Source organism: Agrobacterium sp. 5Ca50, assembly GCF_055381905.1.
The window spans coordinates 2,000,450-2,016,407 of sequence record NZ_AP026438.1; the positions used below are offsets into that span (position 1 = coordinate 2,000,450).

The 15,958-nt window shown below is 54.6% G+C and carries 16 protein-coding genes and 3 tRNA genes; 6 read left to right on the forward strand and 13 right to left on the reverse strand.

What is annotated here, in order from left to right; translation table 11 throughout:
* Positions 1-111 precede the first annotated feature (111 nt).
* The 10 genes from rpoB to tuf all read right to left on the reverse strand — a co-directional run bounded on the left by rpoB (position 112) and on the right by tuf (position 10,310).
* Complete coding sequence (gene rpoB / locus ACZ5FM_RS09865) at positions 112-4,248, reverse strand: DNA-directed RNA polymerase subunit beta (protein ID WP_275641553.1); 4,137 nt, start codon at positions 4,246-4,248, stop codon at positions 112-114.
* A 261-nt stretch (positions 4,249-4,509) separates the two neighbouring features.
* On the reverse strand, positions 4,510-4,887 hold the full coding sequence (rplL, locus tag ACZ5FM_RS09870) for a 50S ribosomal protein L7/L12 (protein WP_192488624.1): 378 nt from the start codon (positions 4,885-4,887) through the stop codon (positions 4,510-4,512).
* A 58-nt stretch (positions 4,888-4,945) separates the two neighbouring features.
* Positions 4,946-5,464 carry a 50S ribosomal protein L10 gene (gene rplJ, locus ACZ5FM_RS09875; protein ID WP_250981780.1) on the reverse strand — a complete coding sequence of 173 codons (519 nt, stop codon included), beginning with the start codon at positions 5,462-5,464 and terminating at the stop codon, positions 4,946-4,948.
* A gap of 359 nt (positions 5,465-5,823) precedes the next feature.
* The gene (gene rplA, locus ACZ5FM_RS09880) at positions 5,824-6,519 is read right to left on the reverse strand and encodes a 50S ribosomal protein L1 (RefSeq protein WP_192488622.1); all 696 of its coding nucleotides are present in this window, start codon (positions 6,517-6,519) and stop codon (positions 5,824-5,826) included.
* A 2-nt stretch (positions 6,520-6,521) separates the two neighbouring features.
* The gene (gene rplK / locus ACZ5FM_RS09885) at positions 6,522-6,953 is read right to left on the reverse strand and encodes a 50S ribosomal protein L11 (RefSeq protein ID WP_138790887.1); all 432 of its coding nucleotides are present in this window, start codon (positions 6,951-6,953) and stop codon (positions 6,522-6,524) included.
* Positions 6,954-7,089: 136 nt separating this feature from the next.
* The gene (nusG, locus tag ACZ5FM_RS09890) at positions 7,090-7,620 is read right to left on the reverse strand and encodes a transcription termination/antitermination protein NusG (protein WP_192488621.1); all 531 of its coding nucleotides are present in this window, start codon (positions 7,618-7,620) and stop codon (positions 7,090-7,092) included.
* A 19-nt stretch (positions 7,621-7,639) separates the two neighbouring features.
* Positions 7,640-7,840: a preprotein translocase subunit SecE gene (gene secE / locus ACZ5FM_RS09895; protein WP_192488620.1), complete on the reverse strand. Its 201-nt coding sequence runs from the start codon at positions 7,838-7,840 to the stop codon at positions 7,640-7,642.
* A gap of 194 nt (positions 7,841-8,034) precedes the next feature.
* A tRNA-Trp gene (locus ACZ5FM_RS09900) sits at positions 8,035-8,110 on the reverse strand.
* A 449-nt stretch (positions 8,111-8,559) separates the two neighbouring features.
* Complete coding sequence (locus ACZ5FM_RS09905; protein WP_464038568.1) at positions 8,560-9,051, reverse strand: GNAT family N-acetyltransferase; 492 nt, start codon at positions 9,049-9,051, stop codon at positions 8,560-8,562.
* 83 nt (positions 9,052-9,134) lie between these two features.
* Positions 9,135-10,310, reverse strand: coding sequence for an elongation factor Tu (gene tuf / locus ACZ5FM_RS09910; protein ID WP_192488619.1), 1,176 nt, complete (start codon positions 10,308-10,310; stop codon positions 9,135-9,137).
* A 432-nt stretch (positions 10,311-10,742) separates the two neighbouring features.
* Here tuf and ACZ5FM_RS09915 point away from each other — a divergent pair, with 432 nt between their 5' ends.
* The 3 genes from ACZ5FM_RS09915 to ACZ5FM_RS09925 all read left to right on the forward strand — a co-directional run bounded on the left by ACZ5FM_RS09915 (position 10,743) and on the right by ACZ5FM_RS09925 (position 12,724).
* Complete coding sequence (locus ACZ5FM_RS09915; RefSeq protein ID WP_192488618.1) at positions 10,743-11,378, forward strand: TerC family protein; 636 nt, start codon at positions 10,743-10,745, stop codon at positions 11,376-11,378.
* 627 nt (positions 11,379-12,005) lie between these two features.
* Positions 12,006-12,209, forward strand: a complete 204-nt coding sequence (locus tag ACZ5FM_RS09920) for a hypothetical protein (protein WP_464038569.1) — start codon at positions 12,006-12,008, stop codon at positions 12,207-12,209.
* A gap of 275 nt (positions 12,210-12,484) precedes the next feature.
* A complete protein-coding gene (locus tag ACZ5FM_RS09925) occupies positions 12,485-12,724 on the forward strand; it encodes a hypothetical protein (protein WP_464038570.1) in 240 nt (79 codons plus the stop codon).
* 215 nt (positions 12,725-12,939) lie between these two features.
* Here ACZ5FM_RS09925 and ACZ5FM_RS09930 read toward each other — a convergent pair.
* A tRNA-Gly gene (locus ACZ5FM_RS09930) sits at positions 12,940-13,013 on the reverse strand.
* Between the two features lie 25 nt (positions 13,014-13,038).
* Positions 13,039-13,123: transfer RNA gene (locus ACZ5FM_RS09935), tRNA-Tyr, on the reverse strand.
* A 213-nt stretch (positions 13,124-13,336) separates the two neighbouring features.
* Between ACZ5FM_RS09935 and rlmB the strand changes: the two genes are divergently transcribed.
* The 3 genes from rlmB to ACZ5FM_RS09950 all read left to right on the forward strand — a co-directional run bounded on the left by rlmB (position 13,337) and on the right by ACZ5FM_RS09950 (position 15,625).
* Positions 13,337-14,230, forward strand: a complete 894-nt coding sequence (rlmB, locus tag ACZ5FM_RS09940; protein ID WP_464038571.1) for a 23S rRNA (guanosine(2251)-2'-O)-methyltransferase RlmB — start codon at positions 13,337-13,339, stop codon at positions 14,228-14,230.
* An 80-nt stretch (positions 14,231-14,310) separates the two neighbouring features.
* Positions 14,311-15,171 carry a helix-turn-helix domain-containing protein gene (locus ACZ5FM_RS09945; protein WP_464038572.1) on the forward strand — a complete coding sequence of 287 codons (861 nt, stop codon included), beginning with the start codon at positions 14,311-14,313 and terminating at the stop codon, positions 15,169-15,171.
* Positions 15,172-15,253: 82 nt separating this feature from the next.
* Positions 15,254-15,625: a cupin domain-containing protein gene (locus tag ACZ5FM_RS09950; protein WP_464038573.1), complete on the forward strand. Its 372-nt coding sequence runs from the start codon at positions 15,254-15,256 to the stop codon at positions 15,623-15,625.
* Between the two features lie 94 nt (positions 15,626-15,719).
* On the opposite strand, the gene ACZ5FM_RS09955 is transcribed toward ACZ5FM_RS09950, so the two are convergent.
* A complete protein-coding gene (locus tag ACZ5FM_RS09955) occupies positions 15,720-15,932 on the reverse strand; it encodes an alkylphosphonate utilization protein (protein ID WP_192488613.1) in 213 nt (70 codons plus the stop codon).
* Positions 15,933-15,958 lie beyond the last annotated feature (26 nt).

Sequence of the window (15,958 nt, forward strand, 5' to 3'; positions counted from 1 at the left end):
AGTGCCTAAAACACGATTAACCGCGAAATGCGGCGAAACTATCCGCCTAAGGGCAATGCCCTTTTGGAAGAAACCGGCAGGCGCCGCTTTCGGCGCCTGCCTTGGTCATCTTTATTCCGCCGCGTCAGGCAGTTCGGAGCTTTCCTGGGCCTCGAGCTTGGAGTTCTCCAGCTCAACGGAAAGACCGAGCGACCGCATTTCCTTGACGAGAACGTTGAAGCTCTCAGGAATACCGGCTTCGAAGGTGTCGTCGCCGCGGACGATCGCTTCGTAAACCTTGGTACGGCCGGCCACGTCGTCCGACTTGACGGTGAGCATTTCCTGCAAGGTGTATGCTGCGCCGTAAGCTTCCAGTGCCCAGACTTCCATTTCCCCGAAGCGCTGTCCGCCGAACTGCGCCTTACCACCGAGCGGCTGCTGGGTGACGAGCGAGTATGGACCGATCGAGCGAGCGTGGATCTTGTCGTCGACAAGGTGGTTCAGCTTGATCATGTACATGTAGCCGACGGTCACCTTACGGTCGAACGTCTCACCTGTACGGCCATCATAGAGAACCGACTGGCCAGAGTCGTGCAGACCAGCTCTGGTCAGCATCTCAGCAACGTCAGGCTCATGCGCACCGTCGAAGACCGGCGTCGCAATCGAAACGCCCTTCTTGGACTGCTCGGCAAGTCTGAGCAGGGACTCGTCGTCGAAGTAAGCGACTTCATCCTTGGCATCAGAAGCATACACTTCCGTCAGCTCGCGCTTCAGGTCAGTGATATCAAGCGTCTTGTGATACTCATCCAGCATCTCGCCGATTTTCTTGCCCATACCGGCGCAAGCCCATGCAAGGTGCGTTTCGAGAATCTGGCCGACGTTCATGCGCGATGGCACGCCCAGCGGGTTCAAGCAGATGTCGACATGCGTACCGTCTTCCAGGAACGGCATATCTTCAACAGGCACGATACGCGAGACAACGCCCTTGTTACCGTGACGGCCGGCCATCTTGTCGCCTGGCTGGATCTTGCGCTTAACAGCAACGAAGACCTTGACCATCTTCATGACGCCTGGAGGCATTTCGTCGCCACGCTGAACCTTTTCGACCTTGTCCATGAAGCGCTGTTCAAGGCGCGACTTGGATTCGTCGTACTGGCCACGCAGAGCTTCGAGTTCGGCCTGGGCCTTCTCGTCCTCAACGGCAAACATCCACCACTGCGAACGCGGGTATTCAGAAACAACGAGGTTTGAAAGCTCGGTGCCCTTCTTGAAGCCCTTCGGTCCAGCGATCGAAACCTGACCACGCAACATGTCGATCAGACGGCCATAGACGTTACGGTCCAGGATAGCCTGTTCGTCGTCACGGTCCTTGGCCAGACGTTCGATTTCTTCGCGTTCGATAGCCATTGCACGTTCGTCTTTTTCAACGCCGTGACGGTTGAACACGCGGACTTCAACGACCGTACCAAACGTGCCAGGAGGCATGCGCATGGAGGTGTCGCGAACGTCGGACGCCTTTTCACCGAAGATGGCGCGCAGAAGTTTTTCTTCCGGCGTCATCGGGCTTTCACCCTTCGGCGTGATCTTGCCAACCAGGATATCGCCAGGCTGAACTTCCGCACCGATGTATACGATACCGGCTTCGTCGAGGTTCTTCAGGGCTTCTTCCGAAACGTTCGGAATATCGCGCGTGATTTCTTCAGGACCAAGCTTGGTGTCGCGGGCCATCACTTCGAACTCTTCGATGTGGATGGAGGTGAACACGTCGTCGGAAACGATGCGTTCGGACATCAGGATGGAGTCTTCGTAGTTGTAGCCGTTCCAAGGCATGAACGCGACGAGCGCGTTGCGGCCAAGTGCCAGGTCACCGAGATCGGTCGATGGACCGTCAGCGATGATGTCACCCTTGTTCAGAACGTCACCGACAGTCACCAGCGGACGCTGGTTGATGCAGGTATTCTGGTTCGAACGCTGGAACTTCTGCAGACGATAGATGTCAACGCCGGACTTGCCAGCATCGAGATCTTCCGTTGCACGGATAACGATACGGGTCGCGTCGACCTGATCGACTACACCGCCACGACGGGCTGCGATAGCAGCGCCGGAGTCACGCGCAACGATCGGCTCCATACCGGTTCCGACGAACGGAGCCTCGGCACGGACGAGCGGAACGGCCTGACGCTGCATGTTCGAGCCCATCAGAGCGCGGTTGGCGTCGTCGTTTTCCAGGAACGGGATAAGAGCCGCAGCGACCGAAACGAGCTGCTTCGGCGAAACGTCCATCAGGTTGATGTTGTCGCGTGGCGCCAGCATAACTTCGCCCGAGTGACGGCAAACAACGAACTCTTCCGAGAACGAACCATCAGTTTCAAGCGACGAGTTAGCCTGTGCAACGTAATACTTGGCCTCTTCCATAGCGGAGAGGTAGATCACGTCTGTTGTCACCTTGCCGTCAACGATCTTGCGGTACGGGCTTTCGATGAAGCCGTACTTGTTGACGCGGGCAAAGGTGGCCAGCGAGTTGATCAGACCGATGTTCGGGCCTTCCGGCGTTTCAATCGGGCAAATACGACCGTAGTGGGTCGGGTGAACGTCACGGACTTCAAAGCCCGCGCGCTCGCGGGTCAGACCACCAGGTCCAAGAGCCGAAAGGCGGCGCTTGTGGGTGATTTCCGAAAGCGGGTTCACCTGGTCCATGAACTGCGACAGCTGCGAAGAACCGAAGAACTCGCGAACGGCAGCAGCGGCTGGCTTTGCGTTGATGAGATCCTGCGGCATCACGGTGTCGATTTCGATCGAGGACATACGTTCCTTGATCGCACGTTCCATGCGCAGCAGACCCAGACGGTACTGGTTCTCCATCAACTCACCGACCGAACGAACACGGCGGTTGCCGAGGTTGTCGATGTCGTCGATTTCGCCCTTGCCGTCGCGCAGTTCAACCAGCATCTTGACCACGGCCAGGATGTCTTCCTTGCGCAGTGTACGCACGGTGTCTTCTGCATCGAGGTCGAGACGCATGTTCATCTTCACGCGGCCAACTGCGGAAAGATCATAACGCTCAGCATCGAAGAACAGCGAGTTGAACATCGCTTCAGCCGAATCCATGGTCGGCGGCTCGCCCGGACGCATGACGCGGTAGATATCGAACAGAGCGTCCTGACGGTTCTCGTTCTTGTCGGCAGAAAGCGTGTTGCGGATGTAGGCGCCAACATTGACGTGGTCGATGTTGAGAACCGCAATTTCTTCCAGGCCAGCGTTCAGAATAACGCCGAGGGTCTTCTCGTCGATTTCGTCACCAGCTTCGAGGTAGATTTCACCCGTTGCGTAGTTGACGATGTCTTCGGCCAGGAAGTTACCATAAAGGTCTTCGTCGGTTGCCTTGAGAGCCTTGAGGCCCTTCTCGGACAGCTGACGCAGCAGACGCGGGGTCAGCTTCTTGCCGGCTTCAACAACAACTTCGCCGGTGTCGGCATCAACCATTTCGGTGATGACCTTGGCGTTCTTCAGCACTTCAGGCTGGAACGGAATACGCCAGCCATCGCCTGCACGCTTGTAATCAGAGCTTGTGTAGAACGTCGACAGAATTTCTTCGCCGTCCATACCGAGCGCCATCAGCAGCGAGGTAACAGGCAGCTTGCGGCGACGGTCGATACGCGCGTAAACGACATCCTTGGCATCGAATTCGATGTCGAGCCAGGAACCGCGGTAAGGAATAACGCGAGCAGCGAACAACAGCTTGCCGGAAGAGTGGCTCTTGCCCTTGTCGTGATCGAAGAATACGCCCGGCGAACGGTGCATCTGAGACACGATAACGCGCTCGGTACCGTTCACGATAAACGTACCGTTGTTGGTCATGAGCGGCATGTCGCCCATGTAAACCGACTGTTCCTTGATGTCCTTGATGGACTTCGCGCCTGTATCCTCGTCAATATCAAACACGATGAGGCGCAGCGTCACTTTCAGTGGCGCTGCGTAGGTCAGGTCGCGCTGACGGCACTCTTCAGTGTCGAATTTTGGCTGTTCGAATTCGTAGGATACGAATTCAAGCATGGATGCGCCTGAGAAGTCTGTGATTGGGAATACAGACTTGAAAACAGCATTCAATCCCTCGTCGGGACGACCGCCCTTAGGCTCGTCAACCATGAGAAATTGGTCATACGAAGCCTTCTGAACCTCAATGAGGTTTGGCATTTCCGCTACTTCTGGAATTTTGCCGAAAAACTTGCGTACGCGCCTGCGACCGTTAAACGAAAGGGTCTGAGCCATCGTCGCTCCTTTAATAATTGCATCCGGGCCTGCAACGGACGGGGTTCGCTGGCCAGTCGATCCCGTCAATTAATGGGTATAATCAATCTCGTTTCACGTCCCGAACGGTAAGGCCGGATTGCCTGTACAGCGCGGTTCGAAACTATTCTCTTGAAGAACCCATTACCCAAAAGCCATTTTCACGCGGCTTTTGGGTAATTGGTTTCAGCGGAACAGCAAACGGGAGAAGGCTTTTGCCATCTCCCGTAAGTAGTACCGATATTACTTAACGTCAACCTTGGCGCCAGCATCCTCAAGTTTCTTCTTGAGGTCAGCAGCTTCTGCCTTGGAAACAGCTTCCTTGACAGCCTTAGGAGCACCTTCAACGAGGTCCTTAGCTTCCTTCAGGCCGAGACCTGTGATAGCGCGGACTTCCTTGATGACGTTGATCTTGTTGGCGCCAGCGTCAACCAGGATAACGTCGAATTCTGTCTTTTCTTCTTCAGGAGCAGCAGCAGCAGCACCGCCGCCAGCAGCAGCAACTGCTACAGGAGCAGCAGCAGAAACGCCCCACTTTTCTTCGAGAAGCTTAGACAGTTCTGCAGCTTCCAGAACGGTCAATGCGGAGAGGTCGTCAACGATCTTTGCGAGATCAGCCATTTTTTAGTTCCTTTAATTCGGTTTGAACCGGTTTGAATATTTACAGCGAAAAACCGCCTTAAGCGGCTTCGTCCTTCTTTGAGTAAGCCGAGAACACGCGGGCAAGCTGGCTTGCCGGTGCTGCAACAACCGTCGCAACGCGAGTTGCCGGGGCATTGAGAAGGCCCAGCAGCTTTGCGCGCAGCTCGTCCAGCGAAGGCAGGGTCGCAAGCGACTTTACTGCGTCCGCGTTGAGCGCGGTTGCACCCATGGCGCCGCCGAGAATAACGAGCTTGTCGTTAGTCTTTGCGAAGTCCATGACGACTTTCGGAGCGATCATTGGATCAGTGCTGTATGCAATCAGCGTCTGTCCTTTGAAAAGACCAGTGATCTCTTCTGACTCCGTACCCTGAAGAGCGATCTTGGCCAGACGGTTCTTCGCGACTTTAACTGTGCCGCCCGCAGCACGCATTTTTGAACGGAAGTCGTTCATCTGCGCAACGGTGACGCCAGCATAGTGGGCCACGACAACCGAACCGGAAGCCTTAAAGACTTCGTTCAGCTCCGTGACGAATTCGCGTTTTTCCGCTCTTTCCACTGTCTGTCTCCAGTTGACAGGACCGCAATCATGCAGGCCCCATCGGGTTTGCCTTTGCCCCAAGAAACCTTGATAAATCAAAGTCCCGAGTGACGCTCGAGGATCCTGTCCCCCTGCTCTCTCACCCGAAGGCTGAAGGCACAAGGCACACCAGGTTCAAACCAGATTATTAAGCACCACAGGGATGCGAAAATCGGGCTCGTACCCGTCTCATGTAGGTTAACGTGATTAAGGCCAAATTCCTGAAAAGGAAAAAGGCCACCTACAATCTCGGACAGGAATTCCGGATTTCTCCGGAAACTTCCGGCCGGTGAGGCCGGAAATTCTTGTATAACAACCCCATGCGGGGATTGTCGAAATTATGCAGTAACCGACGACGGGTCGATGCGAACGCCAGGACCCATGGTCGAGGAGATCGCTACGCGCTTGACGTAGTTACCCTTTGCACCAGCAGGCTTGGCCTTGATGACCGCGTCAGCAAATGCCTTGATGTTTTCTTCAAGAGCCTTGGCGTCGAAGGAAGCCTTGCCGATACCAGCATGGACGATACCAGCCTTCTCAACACGGAACTCGACAGCGCCGCCCTTGGAAGCCTTAACGGCACCAGCAACATCCATCGTAACCGTACCAACCTTCGGGTTAGGCATCATGCCACGTGGGCCGAGAACCTTACCGAGGCGACCGACCAGCGGCATCATGTCCGGAGTGGCAATGCAACGATCGAAGTCGATCTTGCCGCCCTGAACGATTTCGAGCAGGTCTTCTGCACCAACGATGTCAGCGCCAGCAGCCTTGGCTTCATCAGCCTTGGCACCACGAGCAAAAACAGCAACGCGAACGTCACGGCCTGTGCCGTTTGGCAAGTTGACAACGCCACGAACCATCTGGTCAGCGTGACGTGGGTCAACGCCGAGGTTCATCGCAACTTCAACGGTCTCGTCGAACTTGGCTACAGCCCGTTCCTTAACCATCGAGATGGCGTCGGTGAGGACGTAGAGCTTGTTAGCATCAACGCCTTCGCGTGTCTTCTGTACGCGCTTTGCAAGCTTTGCCATGATCAACCTACTACTTCCAGGCCCATGGCGCGGGCAGAGCCCTCAACCATTGCCATTGCGCCTTCGATATCGGCAGCATTGAGATCCTTCATCTTGGCTTCTGCGATCGTCTTGACCTGAGCCTTGGTGATGGAACCAGCCTTTGCGCCCTTACCCGGAGTCTTGGAACCGGACTGAATCTTAGCTTCCTTCTTGAGGAAGTAAGTTACAGGAGGCTGCTTCATCACGAATGTGAAGGACTTGTCCTGGTAGTAGGTGATGACGACCGGAATCGGCATACCCTTTTCCATTTCCTGCGTAGCAGCGTTGAACGCCTTGCAGAATTCCATAATGTTAATGCCACGCTGACCAAGCGCAGGACCAATTGGCGGGGACGGGTTAGCCGATCCTGCCTTGACCTGAAGCTTGAGCTGGCCTGCAACTTTCTTAGCCATATCTCTCTGCCTTTCAAATCGAACCGGTTGCCCGGCTCATATGCCGGAAACTCCGGCGGCTGCGGTTGCGTGGTACGATGCTGACCCGGCTAGAGCCAGCAGGTCTTCCACGCGATTAGAGCTTTCGCTCTTCCAATCAGACCTTCTCGACCTGACTGTATTCCAGCTCGACCGGCGTAGCGCGGCCGAAAATAGAAACTTCCACCTTGAGGCGCGAACGCTCTTCGTCGACGTCCTGAACAACACCGTTAAACGATGCGAACGGACCGTCGGAGACGCGAACCTGCTCACCAATCTCGTAAGAGATCGAGGACTTCGGACGCTCCACACCCTCCTGAACCTGACCGAGAATACGATCAGCTTCAGAATCAGGGATAGGAACAGGCTTGTTGTCCGAACCCAGGAAACCCGTAACCTTCGGGGTATTCTTGATGAGGTGGTAAGCTTCATCCGTCAGGTTTGCGCGAACCATCACGTAACCCGGGAAGAACTTGCGTTCGCTATCGACCTTGCGACCGCGACGAACCTCAACAACCTTTTCAGTCGGAACGAGAATCTTTTCAAAGAGATGCTCAAGCCCCTTCTGGCGAGCCTTCTCCTCGATCGACTCAGCGACCTTCTTTTCAAAATTTGAATATGCGTGAACGATATACCAGCGCGCTGCCATCTTTATCTCCGGAAATCCGTTACTGACCGACGCTCAGCACAAGGCGAAGCAACCAGCCGATGAGTTGGTCAGCTGCGAAAAAGAAAAGCGCAGCCACAATAACCATGACGAGCACCATGGCCGTCGAAATCATGGTCTCGCGGCGCGATGGCCAGGTAATTTTTGACGCTTCCGAGCGAACCTGCTGAAGAAACGCAAATGGATTGGTTTTGGATGCCATTGACTGCCCACGCAATTACGGCACGTAAAGCCGATAAATCAGCCCCACGCACCGCGTGTCTGTTTTACCCTACATAAACGCCGATTCTCAATTTAACAAGAGGAAATCGACATTCAATGAACTCCACCGGAAATCCCATCCGGCCCTTCCAGCCAACATGCCGCAAATTAAACGCGCTTGTCATTGCTGGAAAATGGCAGGGGCAACCGGGCTTGAACCGATGACCTGCGGTTTTGGAGACCGCCGCTCTACCAACTGAGCTATACCCCTTCAGTCCGATCAACCGTGGATGTTTCCATCTCCGTAATCGGTATGCGGCTCTTTAAGACGCCCTGAAACGAATGGCAAGGGTGTTTTTTCTTTTTCCTGCAAAGAGTAACGGGAAAACTCTCTAGCCCTTATTTTTTCGTTCCGATTTCAGGGCGCATTCCGGGTTCTCTCCAGTGCCCGGCGCATTTTCAAATGTGCAGCGCGTTCCCAGTGGATTGTCGCACACCTTGTGAAGCACCTTGAAACCAACGCATCTGCCGTCTGGCCCGCGATAACCCGGACCACCTTTACAACCACAGCCCTTGCAGGCTGGTCGATCCGGGCAACTTTGCGCAACAACTAGCGGCGCAAAGGCAGGCCCGACTAGAAACCCGGCCAGAATCACAGGTCTCAGCATTCCCAGCAAATGATTCGCACCCCAAAACCCCGTGTCACCACGGATAGACACATCATTTCAAGGAGATGCAATAGAACTTTGTATCAACAGCCATCACAGGGAAGTGCTTTGGCAGCGTCTCTTTTGCCACCTCGGCAAAGCCATTCTTTTCATAGAATCGATGAGCGGCCAGAAATTTGTCCGTCGTGCCGAGGTAGATTTGTGTAATGCCGCTGCGCCTTGCCTCCTCAAGCAGGCGACCGAGCAGCTTTGCAGCGACACCCAATTCCTTGCCGCGCGCCTGCTCCGCCACGAACATCTTGCGCAGGGCGCCCTGCCCCTCACCAATATCCTTGAGTGCAACCGTACCGACGATGTCGCCGTCGAGCTTCGCCACCCAGAAACCGCCCGCACCGGACTGATAGAAGCCAGGGATATCACTGAGATCAGGCTGGTCTTGCGCCGTGATCGCAATACCAAACTCGTCTTGCTGGATCTTGACGATAAGCACCGTTACAGCTTCACGCTCCGTTGGTGCAAATGCGCTGATTTCGACAGATTGCATCGTGCAGCTCCCCTGTTATGCCCAAAACAAAAAAGCCCCGCTGTTTCCAGCGGGGCTCTCAATCCATCCCTTACGGGAAAGAATTACTCGATGATCGAGGCAACGATGCCAGCGCCGACGGTACGGCCGCCTTCGCGGATAGCGAAGCGCAGCTTTTCTTCCATCGCGATTGGAACGATCAGTTCGACTTCAACAGTAACGTTGTCGCCTGGCATAACCATTTCCGTGCCTTCTGGCAGCGAAACGATACCGGTAACGTCAGTTGTACGGAAGTAGAACTGAGGACGGTAGTTCGTGAAGAACGGTGTATGACGGCCGCCTTCTTCCTTCGTCAGGATGTAGGCTTCTGCCATGAACTTCTTGTGAGGCTTAACAGAACCTGGCTTGCAAAGGATCTGACCACGCTCAACGCCGTCACGGGTAACGCCGCGAACCAGTGCACCGATGTTGTCGCCAGCCTGGCCCTGATCGAGCAGCTTGCGGAACATTTCAACGCCGGTAACAGTCGTCTTAGACGTCGCCTTGATGCCGACGATTTCAACTTCTTCACCAACCTTGACGATACCGCGCTCAACGCGACCGGTAACAACAGTACCACGGCCAGAGATCGAGAACACGTCTTCGATTGGCATCAGGAACGGCTGGTCGATTGGACGCTCTGGTGTTGGGATGTAGGCGTCAACCTGAGCCATCAGCTCACGAATAGCGTCTTCACCGATCTTCTTGTCAGAATCGTTAAGAGCAGCAAGAGCCGAACCCTTAACAACAGGAACGTCGTCGCCTGGGAAGTCGTAGGAAGAAAGAAGTTCACGAACTTCCATTTCTACGAGCTCGAGCAGTTCTTCGTCGTCAACCTGGTCAACCTTGTTGAGGAACACGACCAGAGCAGGAACGCCAACCTGACGAGCAAGCAGGATGTGCTCGCGGGTCTGTGGCATTGGGCCGTCAGCAGCCGAGCAAACCAGGATCGCGCCGTCCATCTGGGCAGCACCGGTGATCATGTTCTTCACGTAGTCGGCGTGGCCGGGGCAGTCAACGTGTGCGTAGTGACGGTTAGGCGTCTCATACTCAACGTGGGCTGTCGAAATGGTGATACCACGAGCCTTTTCTTCAGGAGCGGCGTCGATTTGGTCATACGCCTTGAACTCGCCGAAGTACTTGGTGATTGCGGCCGTCAACGATGTCTTGCCGTGGTCAACGTGACCGATCGTGCCAATGTTAACGTGTGGCTTGTTCCGCTCAAACTTGCTCTTTGCCATGTGAATTGCTTCCTGTGAACGTGAAGTAGTTTCCCCGGCGAACCGGTTTGGTGTCGCCGTTTAAGGCTTTGTAAGCGAATGCGCAAGACTTAATTGTCAAACAGAAATACCGTTCGACCCTCAATGCGCGATATAAGCGTGCTTACGTGCCGTTAAGGGCCCTATATAAGAAGAAGAGTGCGCGGTGCAAGCACGAGAGCGGCGACTTTAGCGCCCCCCGCCTGGCCAGATGATTCCCTGCCACAAAATGACTTTATTGTGATTTGCCATGCAAGATATGGTTTACGGCAAGTTTCCGATGTCATATGACGCCTGTTAATCGCCTTGGGGAGAAAGGCGACGGGCCAAGCCCGAAATCACATTTCCTGCCTTCACTGACATTGTTAGACGCTTTCTCCTGCGCCGCCCCATCATCCGCTTCAGGATATATCCATGGAAATTTTCACCGCCGCCGGATTTACGGCATTCATTCAGGTTATCGCCATCGATCTCGTGCTCGCCGGCGACAACGCTATCGTTATCGGCCTTGCTGCAGCCGGCCTTCCCGCACATCTGCGCCGTAAAGCCATTCTGATCGGCATTATCGCCGCAACCGTGCTGCGTATCGGTTTTGCCGCCGTAACCGTACAACTCCTCGACATTGTTGGCCTTCGTCTCGTCGGCGGTCTGTTGCTGGCTTGGGTATGTTGGAAGATGTGGGTCGAACTGCGCGAGCAGAACGGTTCCATGGAAGACGAGGTCACGGACGATGAAGCCGACCTGACCAAGGGACACAAGACGTTCTTCCAGGCAGCCATGCAGATCGTCATTGCCGACGTTTCCATGTCGCTGGACAATGTGCTGGCTGTGGCTGGTGCGGCACAGGAACACCTGACGGTTCTGGTAATCGGCCTCGTCGTTTCCATCGCTCTGATGGGTCTGGCCGCAAACTTCGTTGCGAAGCTTTTGCACCGCTACCGCTGGATTTCCTATCTCGGCCTGATGGTCATTATCTATGTTGCCCTCAACATGCTCTATCATGGCGGCATCGAAGTCTGGCCTTACGTCCAGCCATATCTTGGCCAGTAACCAGCAATAAATGCCTCGTTTTCGGCAAACCAAACAGTAAACAACTGGTTTGCCGGAAACATGTGTCAGTCATTTATGGCTGTGGTTTCGAAACAAAACGGGACGCGACGTGCATTTCGTCAATTTTTGTCCCGCATTTTAACGACAAAAGAATAAGTCGTTAACTGAACTTGTTCAGCAAGCCTCAACAGATCTTCGACAATATGAGCCCAGAACGCCTCATGATGAGGTGTCTTGCATGGGATGTACCATATGTTTATCGACGCTGTCGTTACCCTTACTTTGATTATTGCGCCTCTCTATCTTTTCTTCCGCTGGGTTCAGGCGGATTCGGAAAGACAGGACAAGCCCACATCAAACGGATCTGCTTCCTTTCGATAAAGACAGCAGCACCGACAGCACGCGGCGATAAACCGCTCCGCCCCTCCCGGCTTTCAAATTCTCTTTCATAGCTTGTGATCCGCTTTTGCTCTTACGGTTCCGTACCGTAGAAATGCGATGCACATCACCCAAATGGGGCATTACAACAGCCCATTCTGGTGTTGAATTAACATCTCGTTCACCATAAGCTACCTGCTTCCGCGCCCGTATTGTGCAGGCGCGGCTGCAAAAACCATGAAAGAGTTCATGCACACACCAGTCCTGATCACCGCCTATGTGCTGATTGCAGCCATTTTCATTGTCTATACCGGCATTGAAATCCTGCGCGACAATACAAAGCCGCGTTTCGCTCACTGGATTGGAATTAGCCTGTGCACCCTCTGGCCGGCACTGGTTGTCATGGCACTCATTTCGATCTTTGCAGGCAGAATGCGCCTCAGCCAGAACTGAATGCAGCGCAAGCCGACCTCACGTCATCTGTGACCATACACATCGAGACAAACGGCCTGTTAACTTGGCTACGACAGCCGTAGTTCCTCTCCTGCTGTTACCCGAGAACACGATCCCGCGCCTCAAGAATAGGTGACGGTGGCTAGCGCCCTGATCTCTTGAACGTGAAAACAACTGCGCCTGTGGTTCCAGCCTCTTTTGTTTCGGTCGATCGAAACGCCAGATTGACTCTTGTTCAAAATGAGAACATTTACAGAACAGATTTGAGGGACATCATGGCTCAGGCTGAAAAAATCATTGTAATGACGTTCAAGAAGAACCGTGGCGGCATCGTGCCCGGTGAAATGCGGACAGCGTCCAACCCAGCAGCAGCGGAAAAAATCGCTGCCGCGATGGCTCCGCGTCACGTTGGCGTGGCGGCCTACAAGGTGATGGTTGACGATGAAAGCGGCGACATGGCGTCACCGATCCTGATCGCGTCTCACGGCGAAATTGCCGATCTGGACGGCGACTGATTTTCGACCTTCTTAAGCACACGCTACTCGCAAAAAAACTGCGATTTTCTTGTTAAAAAAACGGTCTGAATCGCTCTGCTTTTTTACGGAACTTGCCAAGTGTGACGAATTTTTCCGCTGTCGAATCGAAAATAAACGCAGCCACAATTGAACCGCGTTGACTGACATGCAGTGACACGGGCGAAACAATAAAAGATGTAAGTGATTGAATTGATTGGAGCGGGTAGCGGGAATCGAACCCGCGTATTCAGCTTGGAAGGCTGCTGCTCTACCATTGAGCTATACCCGCGGCGGTGATTTCGATCCGTGCAGAATGGTGGAGGAAGTTGGATTTGAACCAACGTAGGCTGAGCCAACGGATTTACAGTCCGTCCCCTTTAACCACTCGGGCATTCCTCCAGTATTCTGCGAGGATCAAGCTACCAAGCTTTAGTCCAGATTTCCGTGTCCGGCGCGTCGCCGTTCGTCGTCTGTGGCCGGGTATATGACTGCCCGATCTTCATCTGTCAACACGCCCTGTCACGAATTTTTCGAAAAAAATTCAATTGCCTTACACAGGCTGTGGATAGCGCGGGGGCTGGTGTGATGAGATCGCCGGAGATATAAGGCGCTATGAGCAACGACGATCAAAATGACAAATCCACCCGCGACACACACTACGCGAACCTGCGCCGTGCCGTACGCGATGCAAAACGCGAACGGGGTGAGATTCCCACCCCCGCCTTCCAGAAACGCAAGCGCCAGGGCGCTGATGATTGGAAGCCACCGCAGCTGAATGCCGATCAGGTCTATCTGTATGGCCTGCACACCGTGCGCGCGGCACTTTCCAACCCGGAGCGGCAGATTATCAAGCTGTCGGTCACGCAAAATGCGCTGGCACGTCTGGAAATCGGCACCGCCGAAGAACAGAAGTTCCCGGTGGAAATGGTATCGCCGCAGGATATCGACAAGGTTCTGGGACCAGAAGCCATCCATCAGGGCGTGATGCTGGAAACCCGGCCGCTGCCAGTGCGTAAATTGTCTGCCCTGAAGGACAGCCCGCTTATTCTGGTGCTGGATCAGGTGACAGACCCGCACAATGTCGGTGCCATCATGCGTTCTGCCGTGGCCTTCAACGCTGGCGCCATCATCACCACCATGCGTCACAGCCCCACAGAATCGGGCGTCATGGCAAAATCTGCCTCGGGCGCGCTGGAAATGATCCCCTATATCCAGATCACCAATCTGGCCGATGCCCTGGGTGAACTGCATAAGCTCGGTTTTTTCTCGGTTGGTCTTGATTCGGAAGGTCCGGCCCCGATTGAACAGACATTCAGCGGCGAAAAGGTCGCTCTTGTTCTGGGTGCGGAAGGCAAAGGCCTTCGCCAGAAGACCCGCGAAACCGTCAGCGCACTGGCGCGGCTGGATATGCCGGGCGAAATCAAGTCGCTCAACGTTTCCAACGCAGCCGCCATTGCACTTTACGCAACGCAGCAGTTCCTGGCTGGCGCGACATCTCGTAAGTAACCCACGCGTTTCGAGATCGCCGACATGACATCTTCCTTTCCCGAATATCCGAAAACACATTCGGGAAAGGTCCTCTGGCCATGAAGGATGTCGGCCACGGCTCTGTGCTTGCACAGGGTGAAATGAGGAAAAACGGCTGGATCAGCCACGCCAACGATCCCGTCGGCATGGAACGCATCGAAGCCTTCTTTGCGGCGCGCGGTTATGAAATGCACCGCCACGATACATACGCCATAGGACGAACCCTCTCCGGCATCCAAAGCTTCAATTACCGTGGCGCTCTGCGTAACAGTCGTCCCGGCGGCACAATGGTCCTGCATCCGGACGAAAAACATGACGGGCAGGCTGGCGCCGAGGATGGTTTTCATTACCGCATTGCCTATATCGAACCGGCCGCGATCCAGTCTGTGTTGCGCGGCCGCCCCCTGCCCTATGTGCATGGTGGCATTTCCGACGACCCACGACTGTTTGCCGCAACCAGCCGTATTCTGCGCAACGTAGAGGACCGTATCGAGACCTTCGAATATGACGATGCCCTTTATGATCTGGCGCACGCCCTGGAGGCTGCAGCGGGCACGGCGCCGGCCAGCGGCAAAAAACTGATCGATTACCATTCCGCTGAAATGGCACGGCAATATTTGCATGAGCTACCGCAAACAGCGACGATGGAATATCTGGAGCAACTGTGCGGGCGAGACCGCTGGAGCCTGTCGCGCGATTTCCGCACCCTCTTTGGCACAAGTCCCTATCGTTACCTGACGATGCGCCGCCTCGATGCGGTCAAAACTGCACTACGCACCGGGCAAACATTGGCAGAAACCGCGTTTTCCTCAGGTTTTGCCGACCAGAGCCACATGACACGGCAGTTCTCAAAAGCCTTTGGTATCAGCCCGGCTCGCTGGCTAGGGCTGCTACATCACCGACAGGTGACAACAAGATAATCGGCTGAAACGCTGCACGATCGTTCAAGACGCCGGTTGTCATCACGCCTAATGCTCAGGGCTTTCCAACAGGATGCCTGACATGCAGAAAACCTATACACCCGTGCGTTTTGACGAAAAATTCCCGCTGCTGACCGAGCACTGGCAGCCGCGCGTTGTCGCGGAGATGAACGATTACCAGTTTAAGATCGTGCGTATTCTCGGTGACTTCATCTGGCATGAGCACGCACAGACCGACGAAACCTTTATCGTGATGGATGGAGAGCTGCGCATCGACTTCCGTGACGGCGCCGTCACTTTGAAGGCTGGCGAGATGTTTGTCGTGCCAAAGGGCGTCGAACATAAACCTTTCGCGGAAAATGAAGTGAAACTGCTGCTCATCGAGCCGCGTGGTGTTCTCAACACCGGTGAAAGCGGTGGAGAGCGCACCGCCGTCAACGACATCTGGATTTGACGTCTGCCCCGCCAACGCATAGCTGATAAAAAAAGTCGCGCAGCGGAACCCGATGCGCGACTTTTGTTTTCAAACCCATCGTCAGAAAAGACAATCAGGCCTTTTTCAAAAACTCGGTGCGCAGCACCAGCCCCTTGATCTTGGCATGGCGGCAATTCACCTCGTCCGGATTGTCGGTTAGCTGGATACCCTTGATCATTGTGCCACGCTTCAGCGTTTCGGAGGTGCCCTTGACCTTCAGGTCCTTGATCAGCGTAACATTGTCGCCGTCCTGCAGGATTGCGCCGTTCGAATCTCTCACATCCATCATCATTCCAATCGCGTAAATTGCTT

Excerpts from the sequence above, each read along its gene's own strand:
- rpoB (WP_275641553.1), bottom strand. The coding sequence starts at position 4,248 with ATGGCTCAGACCCTTTCGTTTAACGGTCGCAGGCGCGTACGCAAGTTT.
- rplL (WP_192488624.1), bottom strand. The coding sequence starts at position 4,887 with ATGGCTGATCTCGCAAAGATCGTTGACGACCTCTCCGCATTGACCGTT.
- rplA (WP_192488622.1), bottom strand. The coding sequence starts at position 6,519 with ATGGCAAAGCTTGCAAAGCGCGTACAGAAGACACGCGAAGGCGTTGAT.
- rplK (WP_138790887.1), bottom strand. The coding sequence starts at position 6,953 with ATGGCTAAGAAAGTTGCAGGCCAGCTCAAGCTTCAGGTCAAGGCAGGA.
- nusG (WP_192488621.1), bottom strand. The coding sequence starts at position 7,620 with ATGGCAGCGCGCTGGTATATCGTTCACGCATATTCAAATTTTGAAAAG.
- secE (WP_192488620.1), bottom strand. The coding sequence starts at position 7,840 with ATGGCATCCAAAACCAATCCATTTGCGTTTCTTCAGCAGGTTCGCTCG.
- ACZ5FM_RS09905 (WP_464038568.1), bottom strand. The coding sequence starts at position 9,051 with ATGCAATCTGTCGAAATCAGCGCATTTGCACCAACGGAGCGTGAAGCT.
- tuf (WP_192488619.1), bottom strand. The coding sequence starts at position 10,310 with ATGGCAAAGAGCAAGTTTGAGCGGAACAAGCCACACGTTAACATTGGC.
- ACZ5FM_RS09915 (WP_192488618.1), top strand. The coding sequence starts at position 10,743 with ATGGAAATTTTCACCGCCGCCGGATTTACGGCATTCATTCAGGTTATC.
- ACZ5FM_RS09920 (WP_464038569.1), top strand. The coding sequence starts at position 12,006 with ATGCACACACCAGTCCTGATCACCGCCTATGTGCTGATTGCAGCCATT.
- ACZ5FM_RS09925 (WP_464038570.1), top strand. The coding sequence starts at position 12,485 with ATGGCTCAGGCTGAAAAAATCATTGTAATGACGTTCAAGAAGAACCGT.
- rlmB (WP_464038571.1), top strand. The coding sequence starts at position 13,337 with ATGAGCAACGACGATCAAAATGACAAATCCACCCGCGACACACACTAC.
- ACZ5FM_RS09945 (WP_464038572.1), top strand. The coding sequence starts at position 14,311 with ATGAAGGATGTCGGCCACGGCTCTGTGCTTGCACAGGGTGAAATGAGG.
- ACZ5FM_RS09950 (WP_464038573.1), top strand. The coding sequence starts at position 15,254 with ATGCAGAAAACCTATACACCCGTGCGTTTTGACGAAAAATTCCCGCTG.
- ACZ5FM_RS09955 (WP_192488613.1), bottom strand. The coding sequence starts at position 15,932 with ATGGATGTGAGAGATTCGAACGGCGCAATCCTGCAGGACGGCGACAAT.